A 24,258-nucleotide genomic window follows, 5' to 3' on the forward strand; every position below is an offset into this window, starting at 1 on the left:
ATAGGCTTATGGTTGATGAGGATAAAAAAGCTGTGGTTGGGTTCAATTAAATCGCATCAATTGGGCAACACAACAATTTCCTCCTGCCAAGGAACAACTCGTCAATTGGGATCTAGGGCTCATCAAAAAACTTCGCAATTTTCCTGTCGTTAGACAATCTGGGTAGCTTATTCTGACCTCCTAATTTGCCAATGCTTTTCATGTAGTTTTTAAAGCTGCCTTGTGGTAATATCCTAACTTTAAGTGGTTGCAGGACTTTACCAGTAATAAGATCATCGTAATAACTATTTTGCTCGCGCATCGCTAGATCTAGAGATGTGGCAAAATCTATTAGCGTTTTATCATCTGGAGCTTTTTCCAGCTCTAGAAACCACTCGTGATAAGGCAACTCACCAGTTGGTGTATCCAGCTGCGGTGCGACCGTGAATTCGTCAATGATGACATGGTGTTTTGTCGCAGCTTGATTGAGTGCCTCTTCTACCTCTTTGCCTATCACATGCTCGCCGCTGGCGCTTATGTAATGCTTGATGCGGCCTGTGACAACTACTCGATAAGGTGCTGTGCTGGTAAATGCAATGGTATCGCCTATGTTGTACGCCCAAAGTCCTGCGGTAGTTGAGATAATCATCACATAATTGACGCCTATCTCTACCTGACCAATAGTTAATCGCGGTGGCCGCTCATCATAAAACTGATCTGCTGGTATGAATTCATAAAAGATTCCTGCATCAAGCAATAGCAGCATGCCTTTCTCATTCTGCTTGTCCTGATAGGCAAAAAAGCCTTCACTGGCTGGAAATAGTTCAATGGTATCTGGCTCGCGACCTATAAGTGATTTGAATTTGGCTCGATAGGGTTCAAAATTAACGCCACCATAAATAAGCAAATTAAATTCTGGGAAAACCTCGCCCACTTTCTTGCCTGTGCGTTGCACGATGCGCTCAAAATACATTTGTAACCAGCTGGGAATTCCTGAAATAACGCTCATTCGTTCTGGAATGGTCTCGTCGATGACGGCCTCAACCTTGGTTTCCCAATCGTCAATTAAGTTTGTTTCCCATGACGGCAGCCTGTTGCGCTGCAAATAGTTAGGCACATAATGAGCTACAATGCCGCTCAACCTACCTAGTTTGATTCCGTTTTTTTCTTCCATTTCTGGGCTTCCTTGCAGGAAGATCATCTTACCGTCCACAAACTTTGAATTGCCAGTCTCATGTATATAACTCAAGATAGCGTTGCGTGCCGCCTTGATGTGCTCTGGCATAGATTCTTTTGTAATTGGGATGTATTTGGCGCCGCTGGTAGTTCCACTGGTTTTAGCGAAATAAAGTGGTTTCCCTGGCCATAGAACGTCTTTATCGCCAGCTACCACTCGGTCGATAAAGGGCTTAAGGTCTTCATAGTCACGCACTGGAACGTTATCTGCAAACTCTTGATGTGTGGAGATGATTGAGAATGAGTGCGCTTTCGCGAAAGCGGTATCACCAGCCACCTTCAATAACATCTTAAATACATTTTCTTGAGAACGTACTGGATTTTGTGCCCATCGCTGGGTCTTGCGGTTTACTCGTGCGGCAAAAACGCGCGCGGCAATGGCTTTAATCGACATTACTCAAAGTTTATAAAATTGGTAGGATCTAGTGGATAGCCATTGCTCCACAACTCAAAATGTAAGTGCGGCCCATTAGTGAGCTCGCCAGTGTTGCCCACGCTAGCGATGACCTCACCTGCGAGAACCTGATCATTTTGCTCCTTATTCAAGGTCTCGCAATGTTTGTAAACCGTAATCAAGCCGTTACTGTGCTCCAGCAAAATGGTATAACCAGTCTGTGCTGCCCATCCTGAAAAAATCACGGTGCCAGGTGCGGCGGCCTTGATAGGTGTGCTCACTGGCGCGGTAACATCAACCGCATAATGGCGTTCCTTGACATTAAAACCATTTGAAATACTGCCTTTTACAGGTGTATAGAAAACAAAATTGGTACGCGCGGTGGCACCTTCTAGCACATTGTATCTATCTTCTCGTGCTACTTCTTCACGCAGCAGGCTATCCTCACGACTTATGCTGAAGTCTGCACTGGCGGCAGTCTCTACTCGCGCGATGCTGTCGATGCGTTCATATTCTTCACTAGTGATATTACCACTCAACACCATCTGGATGCGGTCGTACTGTTGTTCATTGATTGCCAACTGTGATTTGAGCGAGTCTGTCTCTCGCAACAGCGCCATGGTTTGTGGCCTGTTATCAATGCCTGAATATCCAGGAATGAATTCGCGCACTGGTGTAAAAGCGATAAATAATGTTGTGAGACCTATTAAAATCACGGCACTTACCACAGTCATTACAAACACATTGAGTCTGGTGAGTTTGAGTGAGAAACGCTCTTCAAACGTGTCGTCATTAAGCACCACCATGCGGTAATGGTGTCTCCACTTACTTTTATATTTTTTAGGGCTTTCACTCATGTACTCTACAAATATAAATAAACGTTACCGCTGCTCACAGATTGTGGTAAGTAGGTAATCGACTGGTACAGATAATAATTTGTCTATGACAGTGTTGTATCTTTGTTATACTAAAACTTTATGTTATGATCACTGGATTCATTTTAGGAATGTTTGGCGTTTGGCAAGTTGTTCTTGTTGTTTTGGCTATTTTATTACTCTTTGGTGGTAAAAAAATTCCTGAGCTCATGCGCGGTTTAGGTGGTGGTATCAAAGAATTCAAGGATGCAACCAAAGAAGATAAAGAGGACGCTACCAGTAAAGGCATCGACTCCAACAAATAATATGCGTTGATCGCATTAAAAAAGCCCTGTAAGATGATCTTACAGGGCTTTTTTATGGATTACAATCGGCTTAACCTTATTGATTGTCTTCCTTTTCTACAAAGCGTATGCTGTTGAGAATTGCCTCAATCTCAAATAGATAATTGCGCTGCACAGCATTGGGTGCAGAAATGTAGCCTTCTACAATTAACCACTTTTCTTTATCTGCATTGTAAATAGCATAGTTCAAGAACGGACCTGCCATGAACATATCCCTGACTTCCCAAGTACCTTTAGTCTCAAACGCAAACCTGCCATCGACTTGTGTCTCATTCACATAGGGTGAAAAAGCAGGCTCTGTACGGAACGGACCACCGTCAGTTGGGATCTTAATCAATCCTATGGAGTCTCTCACGGCAACAATGTCTTGCACCACGCTGCTATCGCGTTGTATCTGGCTCAACGGTACTTCATAGATAAGCATGTCCATCGTTCCTTCTACAATATTGCGTCGCAACCAGGTGAAATCTGGATCGTCTACCGCGGCATATCTATAGGCTGTAGGCACATTCATATCAATACCAAAACGGTCTGTAATACGATCTGTATTTAAGCGCACACGATCAATAAGGCGTTGCTTTTCAGTTAATTCTCCTTGTTTGAAAATGGTAACGATGTTATCGGCATTTTCGCTTATTTGCTCGGCGATTTCACGTGTGTCTTTTCCCTGAACGATTACGCCTATTTGCGGTGTGGCGTATTTATTCTTGCGTATGCCAACGCTTGCAGTATCTGACTTTCTTACAAAAAGGTAATTGCGGGATTTCTTGAGCATGCCCTTAAATGACTCTGGCTTGACCTGATTGAGCGTGAACATTGCCTCGTCACGTACCAATCCATCAATAGGTCGTGCCAGCACATTCCTGATCGTGTCACCTATCTCGCCATCCCAGTTCTCACTGTTCACAACAATTAATATATCGTTGAGTTTACCTGCGCTGTCGTTTATACGCACTGGCTCTTCCTTACAGGAAATAAGCACTAATGCAACAAGTAATGTGGTTATAATTCTCATACTATTATTTTAAGACCAGCGTCATTCCTGGTTTTAGATTCTTAGAAGCCTTAGGGTTTAATCGCTTAAGTTCCTTGACGGTCATGTTATTGCGCCTAGATATTGCCCATAGGCTGTCACCAGATCGCACGACATAATTTTTGACCTTTGCCGTTTGCCTAGTTGCACCGGTCGTGGTGTTAATTTTAAGACGCTGCCCAATTGTCAATTTATTGCTGCGTAGGCGATTCCATCTTTTGATTTCGGAAACCCTAACATTATATCGTGCTGCGATTTTACCTAGATAATCACCGCTGCGCACCCTATAAGTAATGCTGGTTGATGGCTTGAGAAGCTCTGGTAATGGTTGTTCTCTTTTTTCAAATTCTGCTTTCGCGAAAGCGTAAACCTTATCCTCATTACCTGCAATAACGGCAACCTGCTCTATAGGTAGCCTCAAATAATGTGGTTTGCCTTGCTCTATAGGTATGATTCCCAATTTGTAACTAGGATTAAAAAACTCGATGGTTTCCTTGTCAATGTCTAGCTGGCTCTCGATTTGATCAAAGGAGATTTGATTCTTAATCAGGACCGTATCAGTCTCCATCATAAGCCTAGAAGTGCGCTGTGGTTTAAAGCCATGCTCTTGGGCATATGTGAACAAATACATCATCGCCTGGAATTTAGGCACGTAACCAGCAGTTTCCCTAGGTAAATGCGGTCGCAAATTCCAGTAATTTTTCTTGCCGCCACTACGGCGTATGGCTTTGTTGACATTACCAGCACCGCTGTTGTAAGCGGCGAGAGCCAGATCCCAATCATCATAAATGCTGTAGAGTCTGTTGAGATATTTACATGCCGCTATGGTTGATTTATTGGGATCCATGCGCTCGTCAACATAAGAGTTGACCTCGAGCCCATAACCTTTGCCCGTTGCATACATAAACTGCCAGAGTCCGGTTGCACCTACTCTACTCTTTATTTTCGGATCCAGAGCGCTCTCAACAACGGCTAGATATTTCATCTCTAACGGTATGTCATAGCGATCCAGCTGCTCCTCAAACATGGGGAAATAATAATCACTAAGCGTCATGATGCGTTCTAGATACACACGCTTGTAGGTAAGTTGCTTTTTTATAAGCTGCTCAAGAATTGGGTTGTATTCAATATTAAAAGGCGTGCGCTCATTTATGCGCTGTAATCTCGCCTTGAGCGTATCTGTGCTTAATGTTGAGTCACCTACATTAGGTAAGCTATCTATATTTTTAAATAAATACTCATAGCCATCATGATCATACAGCATGTCCATGTAGGCCTGATCAAATCGATCTACCTCTTCATAGTTCTTCATCACTAGTGAGTCCAGCGATTGCAAGGGATCGATTGCTCGATCAACGCTAGTCGTTTCCAGAAACTTGACACTATCCACGGCAACGACCATAGAGTCTGTAACCTGCCCTTGCATCAATGCGCAGGACAACAGGATAAAGAGTGTCCACATTTTCTTGAGGTACATCATATAACTTACACGATCAATCTTCTTGCCACTATTGTTCTTGCACTGCTTTGATTCCTGGTAATGTTTTTCCTTCCAGCATTTCTAGCATGGCGCCACCACCAGTAGATACGTAACTTACTTTATTCTCAAAGCCAAATTGTTTTACCGCTGCAACCGAGTCGCCACCACCGACAAGTGAGAAAGCACCATTAGCCGTAGCATCTGCGACAGCATTACCAATGGCAATGGTTCCTTTAGAAAAAACGTCCATCTCAAAGACACCTGCTGGGCCATTCCAAAGAATCGTTTTACATTCTTTAATAACAGCAGCAAAATTTTTTCTTGATTGCTCACCTATGTCCAGTCCCATCCATCCATCGGCTATTTGATCGATTGGAGAAAGGTCGCGTGTGGCCTGCTCAGAAAATGAGTCTGCAATCACAGAATCTACTGGTAGGTGAATCTGTGTATTAAGTTCTTTGGCTTTTTCAAGAAGTTCAAGAGCCAATTCTTGCTTGTCATCCTCGACAAGCGAATCACCTATCTCGCCGCCTTGAGCTTTCACAAAGGTATAGGCCATACCACCAGCTAGGATCAAGTGATCTACTTTAGGTAAAATGTTCTCGATCACTGTAATTTTTGAAGAGACCTTTGCACCACCCAAAATAGCAATTACCGGAGATGTAGGAGAATTCATGACTTTATTAAGACTATCCAATTCCTGCTCTATCAGCTTACCGAAGCACTTTTCTTTAAAAAATTGAGCAATAATAGTGGTTGATGCGTGTGCACGATGTGCAGTACCGAAGGCATCATTGACGTAAACGTCACCTAATTGAGCCAATTGCTGTGCAAAGTCTGTGTCGCCTTGCTCCTCTTCCGGATGAAATCGTAAGTTTTCTAATAGTAAAACTTGTCCTGACTCCAGTGTTTTTGATTGTTCCAGAGTTTCCTCACCAACACAATTACTAGCAAAAATCACTTGCACTCCTAAAATATCAGATACTGTTTCTACAATATGTTTGAGCGAGTATTTATCCTCAATACCATCTGGACGTCCTAAGTGCGACATAAGCACGACAGATCCACCATGCTCAAGTATGTGGACGATAGTTGGTTTTGCAGCCTCAATTCTAGTAGTATCCGTTACTTGTAGCTCCTCATTAAGTGGTACATTGAAATCTACTCGTATGAGCGCTCTTTTATCTTTAAAATCTATTTGTTCTATGTTCATATATCAGGCATTTGTGAGCCTACACAAATATAATGGTTATGGTATAACCTGCTTTACAGACTAGTATATTTGCAATATGTCTCAGGAAGCAGTCATAGGTCTAGATCACATAAAAAATCATTTGAAGAGCACTGTTTCAAATGATCGAGTTGCTCATGCACAACTATTCATAGGTAGCAATGGTTGTGGTGTATTACCACTAGCGCTAGAATATGCCAAAAATATTCTTGCTAGCAACGGCGATAAGGATGCCATGAGACGCGTAGAACAATTAGTTCATCCTGATTTACACTTTGTTTTTCCCGTGGCAACCACCACAAGGATTACTAGTAAACCAGTATCTGACGACTTTATTCAAGAATGGCGTGCTTTTTATAAGGAACAGCCCTATGGATTATTACAGGACTGGTATCAATATGCAGACATTGAGAAGAAATCTTGTGAAATACGAGTGCATGAAGCTGCAGACCTTTCAAGAAAACTGAGTTTGAAATCCTATGAAGGTGGTGCCAAAATCTGCATTATTTATGGTGCCGATTTCATGAATGTTGCTGCGTCAAACAAACTGCTCAAGATCATCGAGGAGCCGCCAACTGGTACAGTTCTTATTCTTATCGCTGAAAGCGAAGAGCAGATTCTCAACACCATAAGATCAAGATGCCAAGTGCTTCACGTACCAAAGTTGAGTGCCGCTGATATTTCGCAAGGCTTACAAACCCATTATGGAATTGATGCCTCACGAGCAGAAATGATTTCTAGACAAGCAAACGGAAGCTTTAATAAAGCGATCAAATTGTTAAGCAATCATACGGAAGATAAGGAATTTGAGGAATGGTTTATTTACTGGGTGCGTACAGCCTTTAGTGCTAAAGGAAAGCCCAGCGCTGTTGCCGACCTGATAGCGTGGGCAGAAAACATTGCTAGTAAAAACCGTGAAGTACAAAAGAGGTTTTTATCCTATTGTTTAGAATTCTTCAGACAAGCCATGCTTACCAATTATAAAGCTGATACGGCGGTTTATCTAGAAACCAGTCCCAGTTTTGATCTGAAAAAATTTGCTCCATTTATTGATGGACATCGTATCATTGAGATCACAAAGTCCATTGAAGATGCGCTTTATCATATAGATCGTAATGCTAATGGTAAGATCGTAATGACTGATTTGAGCATAGGATTAACTCGAATTCTGCATAAAAAGTCACGATAATCGATATTTTACATTGAAAGTCTCTTATTTGAAGTCATTTAGCCTAAACCTGACTATTATTGCCACACTAAAATTGAAAAATGGACTTTAACGCGGCTGGTATTACCATCCTTCTTTCTTTCTTGCTCTTGACATTTCTCATGTCTGCTTATGAGAAAATGATTGAATGGAGCAAAACGTTAGAGCATTACCAAAAAATGTATTCAAAAACATTTTTGAAACCCATTATTAAACCTCTTATTGTTTTAATTCTAGGATTTGAAGCAACCGTAAGTACGTTTTGTGGTCTAGGAATCTATGATTTGATAACGATGGGTAATTATGAATTTGCCTGTTATGGATTTTTTACCGCCTCTTTGCTCTTCTTCATATTTTTATTTGGATTACGCTTGATCAAAGACTATCAAGGAACGTCAAGAATTGGGGTTTACTTTTTAATTGCAGTTTTAGGTCTATACTGGGCTCAATTACTTAATTCTATACCTTAAGGAAATAATATAGTTTTTTACTATTTCAAACTGCACATTGCGATGACTTTAGAGAACGTTTTAGAGCTTTAAATTATCAAACATACACTAAATCCGAAATGGTTCGTCAAAACGCCTCTATTGTGCTTTTTTGAAGATGTAAATATGCGAAGATGCTTGATTGGTGAAAATCGTAGCAATATTTGAAAATAAACCTATGATTCCGCCTATGACTAATGGAAGCGGCCATTTTTTATATCGCGCTGATAAAATAGAGACATAGAAACTATCAAGCCACATAACTTTTGTATTGACCAATTCAAACTTACCATCAAAAACTGATTGAATACCGTTTTTATCAAAATGCCACAAATGCCTAGGAACATCCCACGCGGCCCAATACTTACCGAATAATTTTGCGTCTAGGGATTTATGATTAGGAACCGCAATAATTACATGACCATCTTCCTCTACAATTTTAGATAAATAGTGTAATTGCTCACTTAAATCCTCAACATGCTCTAGGACATGAAACATGGTAACCACTCGATAGGATTTTATTTGAGCATCGGGTAGCTCATCCAGCAGCTGAATCCCTTTTTGATAAGCAAACTTTCGCGCAAGCGGGCTAGGCTCAAAACCAATTGCATCAAATCTATTTTCTCTCAAATAGGAAACTAGCTCACCGTTGCCCGCTCCAATATCTAACATTGGACCTTCTGGCAAGTATTTACTGATCAAAGATTTTTTGCTATTAAGATTCCAATTCCTTGCTGTCTTATATAAGCTTGCAAATAATCCTGTGTTAGAGTCGTCATGACTCAAGTATTCATCACTTTGATAATACTTGTCCAGGTTTGATGGAATAGGCATGGTTTTCAGCAAACCATCAATTGTAGTTTTGACAATATCAAAATGCTCTTGAGTCAAAAAATAATCCTGGGTACTGCTATGTAGTTTCTTTTTTTTGCTCATTGTTTCACGTGAAACTATCGACCCATATGAACCAATAATACAGAAATATCGCTAGGTGAAACGCCTGATATACGTGATGCCTGCGAAATGCTTACTGGCTGAACCGCCTTTAATTTTTCTCTAGCTTCAAAACTAATGGACTGTATGTGACTGAAATCAAAGTTATCTGGAATACGAACGTCTTCTAGCCTATTCAGTTTATCGGCATTCGCTTTTTCTTTAGCAATGTATCCCGCATATTTAACTTGTACCTCTACTTGCTCTAAGATATCGTCGTCTAAATCATTTTCTTTTAAATATTGATCGACTTGAGAAATAGTGCTTATGTCTTTTAAGTCAATGACTGGCCTTGAGAAAACTTTAAATAGCTTCGCATTTTGGGTAACTCGAGCACTGCCTTTTTTATCCAATAACTCGTTCATCTCATTAAAATCAAAGCTGGTATCGCGTAAAAATGAGACCATTTTATCGGCTTCGCGAGCCTTGCGCTCGACCCTTCGGATTGCTTCTTCGCTAACAGTACCTATTTCGTGGCCCATAGGCGTCAATCTCAAATCTGCATTATCCTGGCGCAGCAACGTACGATATTCTGCTCTTGAGGTAAACATACGATAAGGCTCGTCTGTTCCTTTTGTGATAAGGTCATCTATTAACACACCAATGTATGCGTCATCACGACGTAGAATGAAGGCTTCTTCTTCTCTGATTTTTCTCACGGCATTAATACCGGCCATCAAGCCTTGTGATGCGGCTTCTTCATAACCTGTGGTTCCATTTATCTGACCCGCAAAATAAAGTCCATCGATAATCTTAGTTTCTAACGTGTGTTTGAGTTGCGTCGGTGGGAAATAATCATACTCAATGGCATAACCTGGCCTAAAGAATTTGACTTTCTCAAAACCAACTACAGATCGCAGCGCTTTAAATTGCACATCTTCTGGTAGTGAAGTGCTGAATCCATTTACATAGACCTCTACCGTATCCCAACCTTCTGGTTCAATAAACATCTGGTGTCTGTCCTTACTTGCAAAGCGGTCGATCTTATCCTCGATTGACGGACAATAACGTGGACCTATTGATTGAATGCGTCCATTAAACATAGGACTGCGATCAAATCCTTCTCGAAGTAAATCGTGAACCAAAGGACTTGTATAAGTCATGTGACAGTCGCGCTGATGTTTCAGCTTGCTAGTGCGATTACCATAGCTGAATTTTGACACCTCTACATCACCTGGTTGCGGCACCATCTTAGAGTAATCTAGCGATCGACCATCCACTCTTGGCGGCGTTCCTGTCTTCATTCTACCAGACTCGAAACCAAGATCAATTAATTGCTCGGTGATTCCGGTACTAGCTCGCTCACCAGATCTACCACCACCGAATTGCTTTTCTCCAATATGGATCAATCCATTTAGAAAAGTTCCATTAGTCAGCACTACTGATTTACCTCGTATTTCTAGTCCCAGAGATGATCTAACGCCGACTACCTTTTCGCCTTCTATAATGAGGCCCGAAACCATTTCTTGATAAAAGTCGAGATTTGGTAAGGCTTCTAACTGTAAACGCCACTCCTCAGCAAAACGCATACGGTCATTCTGTGTACGAGGAGACCACATTGCTGGACCTTTGCTTTTATTAAGCATCTTGAATTGGATGGCACTTTTATCGCTTATAATGCCGCTATATCCACCTAAAGCGTCAATCTCACGTACAATTTGGCCCTTGGCAATACCACCCATCGCAGGATTGCAAGACATTTGCGCGATTGTTTGGAGGTTCATGGTGACCAATAAAGTACTTGCGCCCATGGTCGCGGCAATAGCAGCTGCCTCGCTTCCTGCGTGGCCTGCACCAACTACTATAACGTCATATTCTTCTAAAAACATATCATTGTTTCACGTGAAACATTTGCATCTTCTGCGATTCCAATAGTCTCATTTTGGCAGACTCTTCGTCGGTCTTATCTCCATAACCTATCATGTGTAAAAGACCATGAACCATGACTCTTCTTAACTCGTCATCTTGACTGACATTGTAGATGAAAGCATTCTCATTTACACGATCCGTAGAAATGTATATCTCGCCTTCCAAAACATCATCTACCGAATAATCAAAAGTGATAATGTCCGTAAAGGTATCATGATTCAAGTGCTGTTGATTAATGTCCAACAAGAACTCGTCACTACAAAAAACATAATTCAATGACTTGATAGAGCAATTCTCACTATCTGCAACACGATTCAACCACTCAATGTAATTCTTCGGAGAGGAGAATTCAAAGTTGTTCTGCGAATCAAACTCAATCATTGGTTTTGAAATAGGATTTCACCTTACCCTTGTATTGTGGTTGCAAAGGTAATACTTGTCTATTGAGTATTTCTTTGTTCTCAAAGTATCTCTGTATAGTGGCATCCAGCTGTGAAGCGGTATTGATATACTGGCGCTGGTTTGCATTTGATTGACGTTGCTCGTCCTTTCCTTGTTCAAGGTTTGCATCTTTGAGCTTGAGCAAATCATACAAGATCTCAGACATCTCATTTTGCACATCGCGGTTGAACCCTTGATCCAGCAACTTACGTTCCACACCTTTCATCTGATCGCGTATCTCATCCACCTTTTGCTGCAAGCCTTCATCAATAATCATATCTTCTAACTGATTGCGCAATTCTTGTTGTTGTTTGTAAATTTCGTAAATACGCTGACTTTCCTCTTCAGACTCTTGATAAGACTGCTTGTCGCCATTTAAGCCTTCACCAGATCCATTCCCATCTCCATTACCTTGACCTGTTGATCCATTAGTACCATTTTGACTTTCGGATCCTTGACCTTGTCCGTTTTCTCCTTGTTGACCTTGCCCAGCCTGGCCTGGATTTCCTGATTGACCTGCTTGCCCGTTCTCGCCCGATTGACCAGAACCTTGTCCAGATGTGCCTTGACTGCCATGTGATTGCCCTGATCCACTCGTGCCACTTTCACCTTGCTGGCCTGGTGCGCCACTATTGCCCGGCTTTCCTTCTCCTGGTTTATCACCTTTGCCGTCACCAGGCTTTTCTCCATCGCCATCGCCTTCTTTCTCTCCTTCACCTTTTTTTTCACCTAGGCTTTTTTGTTTCTTAATAATATCTGGCAATTGGAATCCAGCGCCTTGACCTCCTTTTTGAGGTTTACCAGGAATAGCTGGAGAGTTAAGCTGATCAAGCACACCGCTTAACATCGCGGCAAGTGCATTTGCCCCTTTGAGACTTGATTGCTGTGACACCTGTCCAGCCGGTATATCAAGATCACCCAATCTTTCTAAGGATTTTTCAAGATTGTAGTAGATATCTATCACCTCTTTATTGATCTTCTCACCTACCTCAGGATTGCGGGTACTTAACGAAAACAAGCTATCATCCACGTGCTTAAAAACAGTCTCGAGCTCTTTTTGTAAACGCAACGTCTTGCCATAAGATAGGCTATTGGCGGTGATACTTTTTACCTCATCGAGTAAATCCTCTTGCTCTTGAGAGAAAACAATTAGGTTGTCCAATACCTGACGTAAAGATTCGGCATCCTCTTCCTTTGCCTCAGCCTCCATGCTTTGCATATCTTTTTGCATCTTGGCAGCTTGCTTTTTCATAAGCTGTGCTGCCTTACTTTGATTGTCTTGTGCATCCTTAGGTGACGCCTTTTCCAAATCGTCCGTTGCCTGTTGCTGCTCATCCTTGATCTCATCACCATCTTCTGGATAAAAATCGAGATTCATGTCTTGCTTGAGGTCCTCATTCTCCTTTTCCAGGTCTCTAAGTTCCTGTTCCCATTTCTTGTATTCCTCATTGAGTATCTCTTGCGCTTCCTTAGTATTAGTAGCATCACTTTTTTTGGATAACTCTTGTTGACGCTGCGCTATTTCTTGTAACTTCTTACCTAATTGCTCGAACTTTTGGGCAACATAATAGCGCTTAGTCAACTCCAACAATTGCTCTAGACTGCGCTGTTGTTGCTTAGTGTTTTTTTGTGCCTTTTGTAATTCTTCCTGCAATTCTTCTTTGGATATCTTATCCTGATATTCCTCTAGTTGTTTGAGTAATTCTTCATTCTTTTTGGATTGCTTGACTGATTCTTGCATGCGCTCCTGTAATTGCTTTTTGCGCTCATCCGGCTCTGATGTTTTGTCAAGTTGCTTGTCTAGTTGTTTAAGTTGCTGCTGTATAGTTTTTTCCTGCTGCTGCTGTTTTTGTAGCGCTTGTTCAAGCTTACGCCTATCACTAAAGGATCTTGATCGCTTCTCTATTTGCTCTTGAGACAGATTTTCTAAGGCTTTTTGCTCCTGTTTTTGCTCTTCAAGTGCCTTTTCAAGGCTGGAAAGCGATTGTTTCTGGTTCTTCAACTGTTCTTCTTGCTCTTGTGGCAATGTGGGCTGTGAGAATGTGAACGTTTGTGATTTTACAGACTTGTAATTGTGGATCGCATCATTGTCGACAACTTCAAAATAGAGGCTGTACTCATGACCACGCTCTAATTGTACGTCGCCAGGAAAGCTTGTCAAGAATTGGTGAAAGGCAGCACCGCTGGAGAAGGCAATCTTCTTGAGTTGCAATTCCTGTGGTTGATCATTTTTAAAATATACCAGATCAATGGATCTAAGGCCATAATCATCTGCGGCCTGTCCATTAAAATACATCACACGCTCCTCGATGGAGTCTCGCTTCATTTCTACCTTTAACTCAGGAAACTCATCTGTGATGACTTCGAGATTAAAGTCCAATTGTTCATAGCCTGATACATTCTCGTTGCTAGTACTTACGGTATAGGGTAGGTCGTTAAGTACCGCTTTCGCGAAAGCAAAATCATCACCAACCTTATCAAAATTGATAGCCTCATCACCACCCGATTTGTATTGTACCAACTGTGTTGACAGCGCGCCAATGTTCCACGTGACCACGGTTCCCTGCGGTATTATAGCGTTACCGGTGCCGTTGATCTTTTCATCTACTTTACCCGTATAATTAGGGTAGTCCAGCATCATGGTAAACTCACTGATGGTAGGAACGCTGTTTACCTGAAGCTTATAATCCATACTGCGCACATCGTTTGCAGCGATATAGAAATCAATATCATCTTCTGGGCGCTCAAAGTCAAATGTGTACGAGCTAGGCGATATTTGTGTCATGAAATATTCTTGACCGTCGTATAATATGCTTGCATTCTCTGGGAGCTTGTCACCTGTAACATTTACTTGTAACTGAAAGTTCGTTCCCTGCAGGGTCGATAAATCACCATTGACTACCGTAAAAGTGAATGGCGCTGGTGGAATGTATTCATTAGAATAATCTACTACTCTACTGGCACTAGAGGTTAGCATCTCGTCATTATTGGTAAAGAAAATGGCTGCAATAATCACTAGCGGTATCGCGAGGTATTTTAAGTACTTCTTGTTACTGCCTAAATCAATGGCTAGTGAAAAAGGTATAGGCTTAAGTTCTTCACTCTTCTGATTGATACTAGCCCATGTGAGATCGTCATCGCCACCGCTAGAGTGCAACTGCAACACGTTGACCAGCTTGTCAGACACTTCTGGAAAATAATTGCCAATGATATTACTAGCATCTCTAAAATCGATGCCGCGAGCCAATCGTAGCAAACGCGCCAATGGAATAAAGACAAACTTGATTAAAAGTGCTAACTCTACAATGATAAACAACCAGAATAAAATGGTTCTTCCCAAGCTGCTGAGCCATAAAAAATGCTCTATTAGCGCGGTCGTGAGAAAATAAAGCAAACCAATAGCAAGAAATAACAGCGCACCTCGCAACAGATCATTGAGGTAAAATTTACCTATGAACTTTTCAAGCTTTACCTGTATGATTTCAAAATTGCTCAATGGCTAATTGTTGCGTTGTTGATTACTTGTGCATTTAATGACTACAAAGGTAATGACTATCAACCTAGTAGAAGTTCCTATAAATCTGAATCGTCTTGAGGTTGCAGCATCAAAAGATTTGATTAACAAATTTTTATGGTTTACTTTTAATCCTGCAGTAAATTAAAATTATGAAAGATCTCAAATATTTAACCGCATATGTTGTACCTATATTGTGTGTTGTCAGCATCTATTATGGTGGCTGGTCTTTATACCTGACACCATTGGTCATTTTTGGGATTGTTCCATTTCTGGAATTGTGGATGCCGTCCTTAAAAAGCAATCTTGAAGATGACGAGCGTGAAGAAAAAATAGCCAATAAATTTTTTGATATGCTGCTATGGCTTAATGTTCCTATTGTTTTTGGGGTGTTGGGCTATGGTTTCTATACCTACTCCATTAGTGCGTTTGAAACCTACGAGATTATTGGCTTAGTATTTTCCCTAGGTATCGTTGCAGGAAGTAATGGTATCAACGTGGCTCACGAACTAGGTCACCGTCAAGATACGTGGGAACGCTTTTTGGGCAAGGCCTTGCTATTACCTAGCCACTACATGCATTTTTATATCGAGCACAATTACGGTCATCATTTGAAAGCTGCCACTCCAGATGATCCAGCAAGCGCACGATACAATGAGAATTTGTATGCTTTCTGGATACGATCAGTGAGCAGTCAATATTCTAGCGCTTGGGAAATTCAATCCAGATTGAACAACGCAGCCGAAAGGTCTTTCTTCTCGTTCAAGAATGATATGCTGTGGTACACGATAATTCAAATATCCTATATCGCGCTCATTGCTGTAGTCTTATCGCCAGCGACGGCTCTTATTGCTATAGCAGTAGGAATTGTAGGCTTTACCTTATTGGAAATTATCAATTACCTGGAACATTATGGTTTGCGCCGTGCACAGAAAAAATCTGGGCGATATGAAATCGTGCGAGAAATGCACAGCTGGAATTCTAATCATGCTTTAGGTCGCATTTTGTTATACGAATTGACCAGACACAGCGATCACCACTATCGTGCAAGCAAGAAATATCAAGTACTGGATTATCACGACATAAGCCCACAACTGCCTTACGGGTATCCTACCATGATGGTAATTGCTACCATACCACCGCTATGGTTTGCCATTGTAAACAAGCACGTGCCTAAAGAGATGGTGGCATTGCAAACAGCTGCTTGAAAAACATCTTGTTAGCTCCTAATCTATTACGCAATCCGTTCGTAACGACATAAGATCAACATCCCTTTTACTCGCGATAAGCATTCTTTATCTTTGCAATCTCAAAAAATTGCCTAGATATGACTCAAGATGTACGTGTAAGATTTGCTCCTAGCCCAACTGGGCCGTTGCATATAGGTGGTGTGCGCACAGCGCTTTTCAACTACCTGTTTGCCAAAAAACATAACGGCACTTTCATCCTACGTATTGAGGATACTGACCAGAATAGATATGTTCCTGGTGCAGAAGATTACATCATCGAGGCACTCAACTGGTGTAACATACCTTATGATGAAGGACCTGGAAAAGAGGCTAATTACGGTCCATATCGTCAAAGCGAGCGCAAGGATAGATACCGTGATTACGCCTTACAATTAGTAGAAAAAGGTGCTGCTTACTATGCGTTTGATACTGCTGAGGAACTTGCAGAAGCAAGACAAAAAGCAGAATCTAATAAGGAAACTTTTATCTACAACCATCACAACCGCGACCAGTTTACCAACTCATTGACACTATCCAATAACGAGGTGCGTGATCGCATTGCATCTGGTGATGCCTATACCATACGTTTTAAGCCAGAGCTTAAGACGTTATTCATGCATGATGAAATACGCAAAGGCATTGAGATTGACACAAGCTTACTGGATGATAAGGTGTTGTTCAAAAGTGATGGTATGCCTACCTATCACCTCGCGAATATTGTGGACGATCACGAGATGAAAATATCGCACGTGATACGTGGTGAAGAGTGGTTGCCTAGTATGGCTTTGCACGTGTTATTGTATGAAAGTTTTGGTTGGGACGCGCCTAAATTTGCGCACTTACCATTGATCCTCAAGCCTACCGGTAAAGGAAAATTAAGCAAGCGCGATGGTGATAAGCTGGGTTTTCCTGTTTTCCCGCTAGCGTGGAATCCTGAAGTAGGTTCATCCAGTACTGGTTATCGAGAAGACGGTTATTTGCCTGAAGCCGTAATCAACATGCTTGCTTTTCTAGGTTGGAATCCAGGAACTGAGCAGGAATTATTTACCTTAAAGGAGCTTATTCATGCCTTTGACCTAGATAGAGTGAATTCATCAGGTGCTAAATTTGATCCTGAAAAAACTAAGTGGTTTCAGCAACAGTGGTTTGTGCAGCAGGACGATGCCGTCATAGGTTCCGCTTTCGCGAAAGCGTTACAAGAAAAAAACATCGACTACAAGTCACAGGATTATGTCAATATCATCGTTGGTCTGGTGAAAGAACGTGCCGTGTTTGTAGAAGACTTATTTGAACTCGCAGGCTTTTTCTTTACTGCACCTAAGGAATTTGATAACAAAGCTGCTTCAAAATCATGGAAAGATGACACGAGCGACCTTATGCAACATGTTATTGATGTGATTCAAAAAGCAGGAGACACGACAGCATTAGAATTAAGCAATGCGGTAAAAGGCTGGATCAAGGAACAGGAAATGGGTTTTGGTAAGGTGATGATGCCGCTTAGACTATCGCTGGTAGGTAGCCTTATGGGACCCGACGTTTTTGAAATCGCGAGTATGATAGGTGTTGATGAGACAATTTCACGCATACGGTTTGCCAGCGAACAGTTAGGCTAGAAATACAGCCTCAAACCGGCGGATACATAACTTAATTTTCCATCGACATCGCTGCCGCTTACTGTTTGGCTATCTAGTGAATCTAGGAAAGCATAATGATAATGTGCCGTAATGCGCACATTGTTGATACCGGCAGAAAAGCCACCAACAGCATTGATGTTGATAGGGTTGGTTTTTTCAAATTCTGATACTAGAATAGGGTCTGTCGTACCTACAAACCTGCTGAGATCTGAATCGTCAATTTTGAACTCACCATTGACCATGACGGCAGGACCGGCTTCTATCGTGAAGTATGGTGAACCAAAAACGCGCCAGGCTAGCAGAAGCTTCACCTCTGCACCTATCACGCTCATGTCAATCGTTTCAGTAGATTGAAATTCTTCTACATTGAATTTATGATTGAAGATCCCAACAGAATAGACCATATCAAAATACCGATTGAAATCACCTCTAGTCTCTAGATATCCTGCAAATCCTGTCTCGCTTTCTATATTGACCTGATCGCTTTCTAATTGTAGAAAGGTAGCATCGGCTCCTATTCCTAGTCTATTAATACTACTGTAAGTGCGTTGAGCTGATAAGTACAGACCGAACAAACAAAAAGAAAGTACGAGGTAGATTTTCATAATTTGTAACTATACTCGTAAACTTAAGACTAATCAATTGTTAATCACTTAAAAATTTACACTAACCATGGATTTAATTGTTCTCGTACCGCTGCTATTGATAGGTTTCTTTATCATTATCGCAGCATTTTTTACTGTTAAGCAGCAAACTGCTGCTATTATAGAACGTTTTGGAAAATTTACCAGCATACGCCACTCGGGACTGCAATTTAAAGTGCCAGTGATCGATCGTGTTGCTGGACGTATCAATTTAAAGATCCAGCAACTGGATGTTATTGTTGAAACTAAAACTAAGGATGATGTATTTGTACGTCTTAAGATCTCCGTACAATTCCAAGTGCGTAAGGAAAAAGTTTATGACGCATTCTATCGTCTAGAGAATCCGCGTGATCAGATTACTGCTTATGTGTTTGATGTGGTACGTGCCGAGGTTCCTAAAATGAAACTGGATTTTGTTTTTGAGAAAAAAGATGATATCGCGATAGCAGTAAAGCGTGAACTTAATGAAGCCATGATGGATTATGGTTATGACATCATTAAAACGCTTGTAACAGACATTGATCCTGATGTACAGGTCAAGGCTGCTATGAACCGTATAAACGCCTCAGAGCGCGAGAAAATAGCCGCAGAATATGAAGCAGAAGCAGAACGTATCAAGATAGTCGCAAAAGCACGCGCAGAAGCAGAATCTAAGCGCCTACAAGGTCAAGGTATTGCAGACCAGCGTCGTGAGATTGCTCGTGGACTGGAAGAAAGTGTTGATGTACTGAATAACGTAGGTATCAACTCTCAAGAAGCAAGTGCGCTTATTGTTGTGACACAACACTATGACACACTGCAATCCATAGGTGAAGAAACTAATTCTAATCTCATCCTATTACCTAACTCGCCACAAGCAGGTAGCGACATGTTGAATAATATGATTGCAAGTTTTACCGCAAGTGCGCAGATAGGTGAACAAATGAGAAAGGATAATGTTAAGAGAGAAGCACGTGAGAGGAAAGAGAAACGTGAACTGCCTCCTAGTACAGACCTTCCTGAAAGTGGATACGATGATGACTTATAGATCATCAAATAACTTATAATGCAAAATCGGCTAGACGTGATGTCTAGCCGATTTTTTTATTTAGGGTAATGATATTTATTATTTACCTATGAGCTTATTGACCGTTTTTAGTATCAAAGCCTTTTTGATGATATTCCCAAAGATTCCTGATACCACGTTGATGGGTGAAAAACTTTCTTTCACGTCTTGAACGTTCATCTTCATCTTTTCAAAGTCAATCTTCTGCTCCAACTTGAGGATTTGAAGATCTCTATCTATTTGTTCAAAATCAGTGTACGTCTTCAGGCTCATCTATCGTGATGTCTTTAGGTGAATTGAAAAAAGATTGACTTGTTCTAGTCAAGATAATCTTAGTTAAGATAGGCTTCAATACAATGGCACATATGACCATTATGACTAAATAAATGGCACCCACAATCAGATATCCTAAAGGAAGGCTATCTACCGCATTACCTATATAAATACTCAATGCAACACTTAAAAAGAGTAACGCAATGAGTAAGAAGAATGCGAGAATAATCTTGTGTACGCCGTCGATGATACCTTTCATCGACTTCTTATAAAAGTCTAATTGGTAATAAGCAATCGACGACTCAATATAATCTTGAGCCGTCGATGTAAATTCTTCAAAATTGTCTTTGATGCCTTTTCCCAAATCTATTATGCTTTGGTCTTAGCTGCTGCAGTCTTCACTGCACCATTTACACTGCTAGGCTGCTGTAATTTTGCGTTTTTTGCTCTCAATTGCTCCAGCTTATTTTCTAGTGCAACAATAGCATCATCTGCTGCATAGCTTGCAGTTGATAGTGCGCTGTCTATACGCTCGCTCACCGTTCCTTTAAATTCGGTAGCCTTAGTGGTAAGATCATTATAAGTCTTACGGGTTGAAGCCTCGATATCAGCTTGTGTTTTCTTTGCTTTCTTAGAAAGATTCTTACGAGTTTTCTCACCGCTTTCTGGTGCATAAAGTAAACCAGCTACTGCTCCTATTGCTGCTCCAGCTACTAATGCTACTAATGTATTTCCTGTCTTTGCCATTTTATTTCTTGTAATAATTAATTTAAGTAACAAAGATAAATTTCCTTACAGCCGTTTAAGTTAATGTGCAGTTAACCTTACAGTTAGCAACTATTAAATCCATCCCAATATCTGGAATTTGTATAAAATCACGTTAAAACCTAGAGCGGTTAATAACAGGTTGTTAGAAAGAGTATTTATAATTCCGCTTTCGCGAAAGCGTAACTAATCTAAATCCATCATGCATTATCAATCTTTGCCCAAGTATCACGCAATGTTACCGTACGGTTGAAAACCATATTGTCCGCAGTTGTATCTGGATCTACACAGAAGTATCCCAGTCGCTGAAATTGTACTGTGTCACCTATCTGGAGATTCTTCATCGCAGGCTCTGCCATCGCTGTAATAACTTCCAGTGAGTCTTTATTCACGAACTCCATAAAGTCCTTGTCCTTGTCAGTATCTGGTGATGGTACGGTGAACAATCGATCGTATAGCCTAACCTCAACAGGTACGGCGTGCTGGGCACTTACCCAGTGAAGTGTTCCTTTAACGCGACGCATGCTAGCCTCTGTACCGCTGCCGCTTTTTGAATCTGGATCATAGGTGGCGTGAATCTCTGTGATATTGCCATCTGCATCCTTTAGGCAACCTTCACCCTTGATGATGTAACCGTTCTTGAGGCGCACTTCTTTGCCTATGGAAAGTCTGAAGTATTTCTTATTGGCACTTTCTTTAAAATCCTCACGCTCTATAAGCAGCTCTCTAGAAAATGGTACTTCTCTATAACCGCGAGACTCGTCTTCCTGACTATTTTCTGCCTGCAGCATCTCTACTTGATCCTCTGGATAGTTTGTGATCACTAGTTTTACTGGGTCCAGCACACACATCACACGATCTGCCTTTTTATTGAGATCCTCACGCAAGTGAAATTCTAGGTGGTTCATGTCGACCATATTCTCACGACGCGCGATACCTACAGAGTCTGCAAAATTCTTGATAGCATCTGCCGTATAACCACGACGGCGCAAACCAGAAATGGTTGTCATACGTGGATCATCCCAACCAGTGACTAGATTTTGCTCTACCAGATGTTGCAATTTTCTCTTACTAGTAACCGTGTGTGAAACGTTGCGTCTTGCAAACTCACGTTGTTTAGGACGTACTTTATTAGGATCTACTAATTGATCTAGAAACCAATTGTACAGCTCACGATGTGGCAGGAATTCCAGCGTACAAAATGAGTGTGAGATTTGCTCTATATAATCGCTCTCGCCGTGCGTCCAGTCATACATTGGGTAGATCTTCCAGTCTGTACCGGTACGGTGATGTGGCTTGTCCACCACTCTGTACATGATGGGATCACGCATGAGCATGTTGGTGGATTGCATATCGATTTTGGCTCTTAATACATGTTCACCTTCACCATATTTCCCGCTTTTCATACCTTCAAAAAGCTCTAAATTTTCCTCTACGCTGCGGTTGCGATATGGACTATTTGTACCAGGTTCAGTCGGTGTTCCTTTTTGCTCTGCGATGGCCTCGCTGGATTGTGAATCCACATAGGCCTTTCCATCCTTGATCAACTCAATCGCCCAATTATACAACTGCTGGAAATAATCTGATGCGTAGCATAGATTGTCCCATTTAAAGCCCAACCACTCTACATCATTCTTGATAGCTTCTACGTATTTTGCTTCTTCTTTGGCTGGATTTGTATCATCAAATCGCAGGTTTACTGGTCGATTGTACTTCTCGCCCAACCCAAAGTTGAGGCAAATGGCACTGGCATGACCTATGTGCAGGAAACCATTAGGCTCTGGCGGAAATCTAAAACGCAACTTATCCTGTGAAAGACCTTGTTGCAGGTCTTCGTCAATAATATCTTCTATAAAATTGTTACGCTTTTCTAGATCGCTCATCTTCTCAAAAATTAAGGGACAAAGTTACGATTTCGATTGTTCAATCTTAGTACATGATTTGAGAGCCCACTTGCAAGATGTTTACTACTTGCTCTAAGTTGATTGTCATGGTTGTGGTTGTTTGGGATTATGCTTTCGCGAAAGCGTAATTACCAAAACCATTATTGCATATGAATGACCACTGATTATCTTTACCACATGCATAAAATTTTACTCGAGAATGTACGTGTGTTTACCAATCATGGCTGTCTAAATGAGGAAGAGCTCATAGGTAGTGAATACCGTGTGGATCTTGAAGTGGTGACTGATCTTACTCGCAGCGCCAAGAGCGATGACCTGTCTGACACTGTGGATTATGTGTATCTCAATAAGGTAATCAAGGAAGAAATGGCAGTGCGATCAAAGTTGCTGGAACAAGTGGCGCAGCGCATACTGGACCGTATTTTTAAAGAGGAAGAAATGGTGCAACAGGCAACGGTGCATGTCTCAAAACTTAATCCACCACTAGGCGGCGATGTGGAAAAAGTGACGATTGCGATGACGCAATCACGATCTTAAATTGATGATTGCATCAAATATCTTAATGATGCGGTAGTAGGAACGACGTTAATTTTAGTATTTTTGCCATCCTGTAATGGCGTCATGGCCGAGTGGCTAGGCAAAGGTCTGCAAAACCTTGTACAGCGGTTCGAATCCGCTTGACGCCTCTACTTTCTTAAACCCTAGCTTTTATGGCTGGGGTTTTTGTTTTGTGGTATCTATGGTCTGGAAAATATCGTCCTCGACTTCAACTTCTGGCTTATTATTGGGCGATACTTTAGGCAACGGTGTGGTTTCTTTGATAGGCCTTACTGTTTTTTCTACAGGTTTATCTGGTATGAGGTCTTTTGATTCTAGCTCCTTGATAAATTCTTCTTCTACCTCTTCTACCTTTTCTTGATCCATAAGATCTGGCATGATGTCAATTTGTTCTTCCAGCTGTTTAGTAGTATCAGGAAATGTGCCCTTGAAGATGAGAACGCCACCACAAATCATCATGATAATGGCAATGAGTCGCTTGAGCCAGAATATGCGTAATGGTGTCAGGTAGCGATTGAGACTTTTGGCCAGTGCAATCTTGAAAAGATCTACCACAAGGTATGAGGCAAGCACGGTCCCAAAAAAGGTCAAGATACGGCTACCGTCATTTTCTAATTGCGGACCAAATATCAAAATCAACCCCAACCAAAAACCGAGTACGCCTACATTAATAAAATTGAGTAAAAATCCCTTAATCATCAACCTACCATAGTTGTTTGTTGCTACAGGAATTACATTAGGATCAACCTCTTTAAGGTATGATTTGCGTGTTTGCGCAAATGATATCACGCCATATAAAGCGAGAATACCACCGCCAAAAATGAATAATCCGGGATCGTCCTGTAGTTTTTCTAGAATTGCACTAGTCATGAAATAAGCGACTAGTAGGAAGACGATATCTGCGATAATCACGCCTATATCAAACGCCAGCGCTGCTCTAAAACCCTTGATAGCGCTAGTTTCTAATAACGCAAAAAATACCGGACCTATCAGGAAGGCCATTCCTATCCCTAAAGGTATTGCGCTGTAAATATCTTCAATCATGCATGATCCTTACGGTATGATCAAAGGTATGGAATAGAGTTTTAAAATGTATGTGCCCACTTAAACACGGCTCAATGA

22 protein-coding genes and 1 tRNA gene are annotated in these 24,258 nt (G+C 41.3%); 8 read left to right on the forward strand and 15 right to left on the reverse strand.

Translation table 11 applies throughout. The features are described 5' to 3' along the window. Positions 1–112: 112 nt before the first annotated feature. Together EJ995_RS02355 and EJ995_RS02360 are read right to left on the reverse strand one after the other, a co-directional pair. Complete coding sequence (locus EJ995_RS02355; protein WP_126445240.1) at positions 113–1,609, reverse strand: GH3 auxin-responsive promoter family protein; 1,497 nt, start codon at positions 1,607–1,609, stop codon at positions 113–115. Continuing rightward, on the reverse strand, positions 1,609–2,466 hold the full coding sequence (locus EJ995_RS02360) for a M23 family metallopeptidase (protein WP_126445242.1): 858 nt from the start codon (positions 2,464–2,466) through the stop codon (positions 1,609–1,611). Before EJ995_RS02360 ends, EJ995_RS02355 begins: the two co-directional genes overlap by 1 nt. Positions 2,467–2,591: 125 nt before the next feature. On the opposite strand from EJ995_RS02360, the gene EJ995_RS02365 reads away from it, so the two are divergent. Then, on the forward strand, positions 2,592–2,789 hold the full coding sequence (locus tag EJ995_RS02365) for a Sec-independent protein translocase subunit TatA/TatB (protein WP_126445244.1): 198 nt from the start codon (positions 2,592–2,594) through the stop codon (positions 2,787–2,789). A 76-nt stretch (positions 2,790–2,865) separates the two neighbouring features. Here EJ995_RS02365 and EJ995_RS02370 read toward each other — a convergent pair whose 3' ends face one another. From EJ995_RS02370 to EJ995_RS02380, 3 genes are read right to left on the reverse strand one after another with little or no spacing between them, the layout of a single operon-like run. Next, complete coding sequence (locus EJ995_RS02370; RefSeq protein WP_126445246.1) at positions 2,866–3,843, reverse strand: DUF4837 family protein; 978 nt, start codon at positions 3,841–3,843, stop codon at positions 2,866–2,868. Between the two features lie 4 nt (positions 3,844–3,847). Beyond that, the gene (locus tag EJ995_RS02375) at positions 3,848–5,323 is read right to left on the reverse strand and encodes a LysM peptidoglycan-binding domain-containing protein (RefSeq protein WP_241234674.1); all 1,476 of its coding nucleotides are present in this window, start codon (positions 5,321–5,323) and stop codon (positions 3,848–3,850) included. A gap of 46 nt (positions 5,324–5,369) precedes the next feature. Continuing rightward, the gene (locus EJ995_RS02380; protein ID WP_126445248.1) at positions 5,370–6,554 is read right to left on the reverse strand and encodes a phosphoglycerate kinase; all 1,185 of its coding nucleotides are present in this window, start codon (positions 6,552–6,554) and stop codon (positions 5,370–5,372) included. 76 nt (positions 6,555–6,630) lie between these two features. On the opposite strand from EJ995_RS02380, the gene EJ995_RS02385 reads away from it, so the two are divergent. Further along, positions 6,631–7,761, forward strand: coding sequence for a DNA polymerase III subunit (locus EJ995_RS02385; protein ID WP_126445250.1), 1,131 nt, complete (start codon positions 6,631–6,633; stop codon positions 7,759–7,761). 80 nt (positions 7,762–7,841) lie between these two features. After that, positions 7,842–8,249: a hypothetical protein gene (locus tag EJ995_RS02390; protein ID WP_126445252.1), complete on the forward strand. Its 408-nt coding sequence runs from the start codon at positions 7,842–7,844 to the stop codon at positions 8,247–8,249. Positions 8,250–8,366: 117 nt separating this feature from the next. Here the strand turns inward: EJ995_RS02390 and EJ995_RS02395 are convergent, their stop codons facing one another. The 4 genes from EJ995_RS02395 to EJ995_RS02410 are packed head-to-tail and all read right to left on the reverse strand — an operon-like array spanning position 8,367 to position 15,066. Then, positions 8,367–9,203, reverse strand: a complete 837-nt coding sequence (locus tag EJ995_RS02395) for a class I SAM-dependent methyltransferase (RefSeq protein WP_126445254.1) — start codon at positions 9,201–9,203, stop codon at positions 8,367–8,369. Between the two features lie 14 nt (positions 9,204–9,217). Next, positions 9,218–11,089, reverse strand: coding sequence for a tRNA uridine-5-carboxymethylaminomethyl(34) synthesis enzyme MnmG (gene mnmG / locus EJ995_RS02400; protein WP_126445256.1), 1,872 nt, complete (start codon positions 11,087–11,089; stop codon positions 9,218–9,220). A 1-nt stretch (position 11,090) separates the two neighbouring features. Continuing rightward, on the reverse strand, positions 11,091–11,510 hold the full coding sequence (ybeY, locus tag EJ995_RS02405; RefSeq protein WP_126445258.1) for an rRNA maturation RNase YbeY: 420 nt from the start codon (positions 11,508–11,510) through the stop codon (positions 11,091–11,093). Further along, entirely contained in the window at positions 11,503–15,066 is a 3,564-nt protein-coding gene (locus tag EJ995_RS02410) for a hypothetical protein (protein ID WP_126445260.1), read from the reverse strand. Before EJ995_RS02410 ends, ybeY begins: the two co-directional genes overlap by 8 nt. Positions 15,067–15,236: 170 nt before the next feature. On the opposite strand from EJ995_RS02410, the gene EJ995_RS02415 reads away from it, so the two are divergent. Then, positions 15,237–16,292 carry an alkane 1-monooxygenase gene (locus EJ995_RS02415; RefSeq protein WP_126445262.1) on the forward strand — a complete coding sequence of 352 codons (1,056 nt, stop codon included), beginning with the start codon at positions 15,237–15,239 and terminating at the stop codon, positions 16,290–16,292. Positions 16,293–16,411: 119 nt separating this feature from the next. Then, the gene (gltX, locus tag EJ995_RS02420) at positions 16,412–17,926 is read left to right on the forward strand and encodes a glutamate--tRNA ligase (RefSeq protein WP_126445264.1); all 1,515 of its coding nucleotides are present in this window, start codon (positions 16,412–16,414) and stop codon (positions 17,924–17,926) included. Here the strand turns inward: gltX and EJ995_RS02425 are convergent. Next, positions 17,923–18,552, reverse strand: a complete 630-nt coding sequence (locus EJ995_RS02425) for a hypothetical protein (protein ID WP_126445266.1) — start codon at positions 18,550–18,552, stop codon at positions 17,923–17,925. The two genes, gltX and EJ995_RS02425, sit on opposite strands and share 4 nt — an antisense overlap. A 67-nt stretch (positions 18,553–18,619) precedes the next feature. On the opposite strand from EJ995_RS02425, the gene EJ995_RS02430 reads away from it, so the two are divergent. Then, positions 18,620–19,618, forward strand: a complete 999-nt coding sequence (locus tag EJ995_RS02430; protein ID WP_126445267.1) for an SPFH domain-containing protein — start codon at positions 18,620–18,622, stop codon at positions 19,616–19,618. 78 nt (positions 19,619–19,696) lie between these two features. On the opposite strand, the gene EJ995_RS02435 is transcribed toward EJ995_RS02430, so the two are convergent. The 4 genes from EJ995_RS02435 to EJ995_RS02450 form a co-directional block, all read right to left on the reverse strand. Continuing rightward, a complete protein-coding gene (locus EJ995_RS02435; RefSeq protein WP_241234675.1) occupies positions 19,697–19,909 on the reverse strand; it encodes a DUF6327 family protein in 213 nt (70 codons plus the stop codon). Next, complete coding sequence (locus EJ995_RS02440) at positions 19,887–20,273, reverse strand: phage holin family protein (RefSeq protein WP_126445269.1); 387 nt, start codon at positions 20,271–20,273, stop codon at positions 19,887–19,889. Before EJ995_RS02440 ends, EJ995_RS02435 begins: the two co-directional genes overlap by 23 nt. A 5-nt stretch (positions 20,274–20,278) precedes the next feature. Next, entirely contained in the window at positions 20,279–20,656 is a 378-nt protein-coding gene (locus tag EJ995_RS02445) for a YtxH domain-containing protein (protein ID WP_126445271.1), read from the reverse strand. A 218-nt stretch (positions 20,657–20,874) separates the two neighbouring features. Further along, complete coding sequence (locus EJ995_RS02450) at positions 20,875–22,557, reverse strand: glutamine--tRNA ligase/YqeY domain fusion protein (protein ID WP_126445273.1); 1,683 nt, start codon at positions 22,555–22,557, stop codon at positions 20,875–20,877. Positions 22,558–22,755: 198 nt separating this feature from the next. On the opposite strand from EJ995_RS02450, the gene folB reads away from it, so the two are divergent. Both folB and EJ995_RS02460 read left to right on the forward strand, forming a co-directional pair. Further along, positions 22,756–23,115: a dihydroneopterin aldolase gene (folB, locus tag EJ995_RS02455; RefSeq protein WP_126445275.1), complete on the forward strand. Its 360-nt coding sequence runs from the start codon at positions 22,756–22,758 to the stop codon at positions 23,113–23,115. Between the two features lie 78 nt (positions 23,116–23,193). Then, positions 23,194–23,264, forward strand: a tRNA-Cys gene (locus EJ995_RS02460). A gap of 22 nt (positions 23,265–23,286) precedes the next feature. Here the strand turns inward: EJ995_RS02460 and EJ995_RS02465 are convergent. Beyond that, positions 23,287–24,180 carry a LysE family translocator gene (locus EJ995_RS02465; protein WP_126445277.1) on the reverse strand — a complete coding sequence of 298 codons (894 nt, stop codon included), beginning with the start codon at positions 24,178–24,180 and terminating at the stop codon, positions 23,287–23,289. Between the last annotated feature and the right edge of the window lie 78 nt (positions 24,181–24,258).

It is taken from the genome of Nonlabens ponticola (assembly GCF_003966335.1).
Taxonomy (GTDB): Bacteria; Bacteroidota; Bacteroidia; order Flavobacteriales; family Flavobacteriaceae; genus Nonlabens; species Nonlabens ponticola.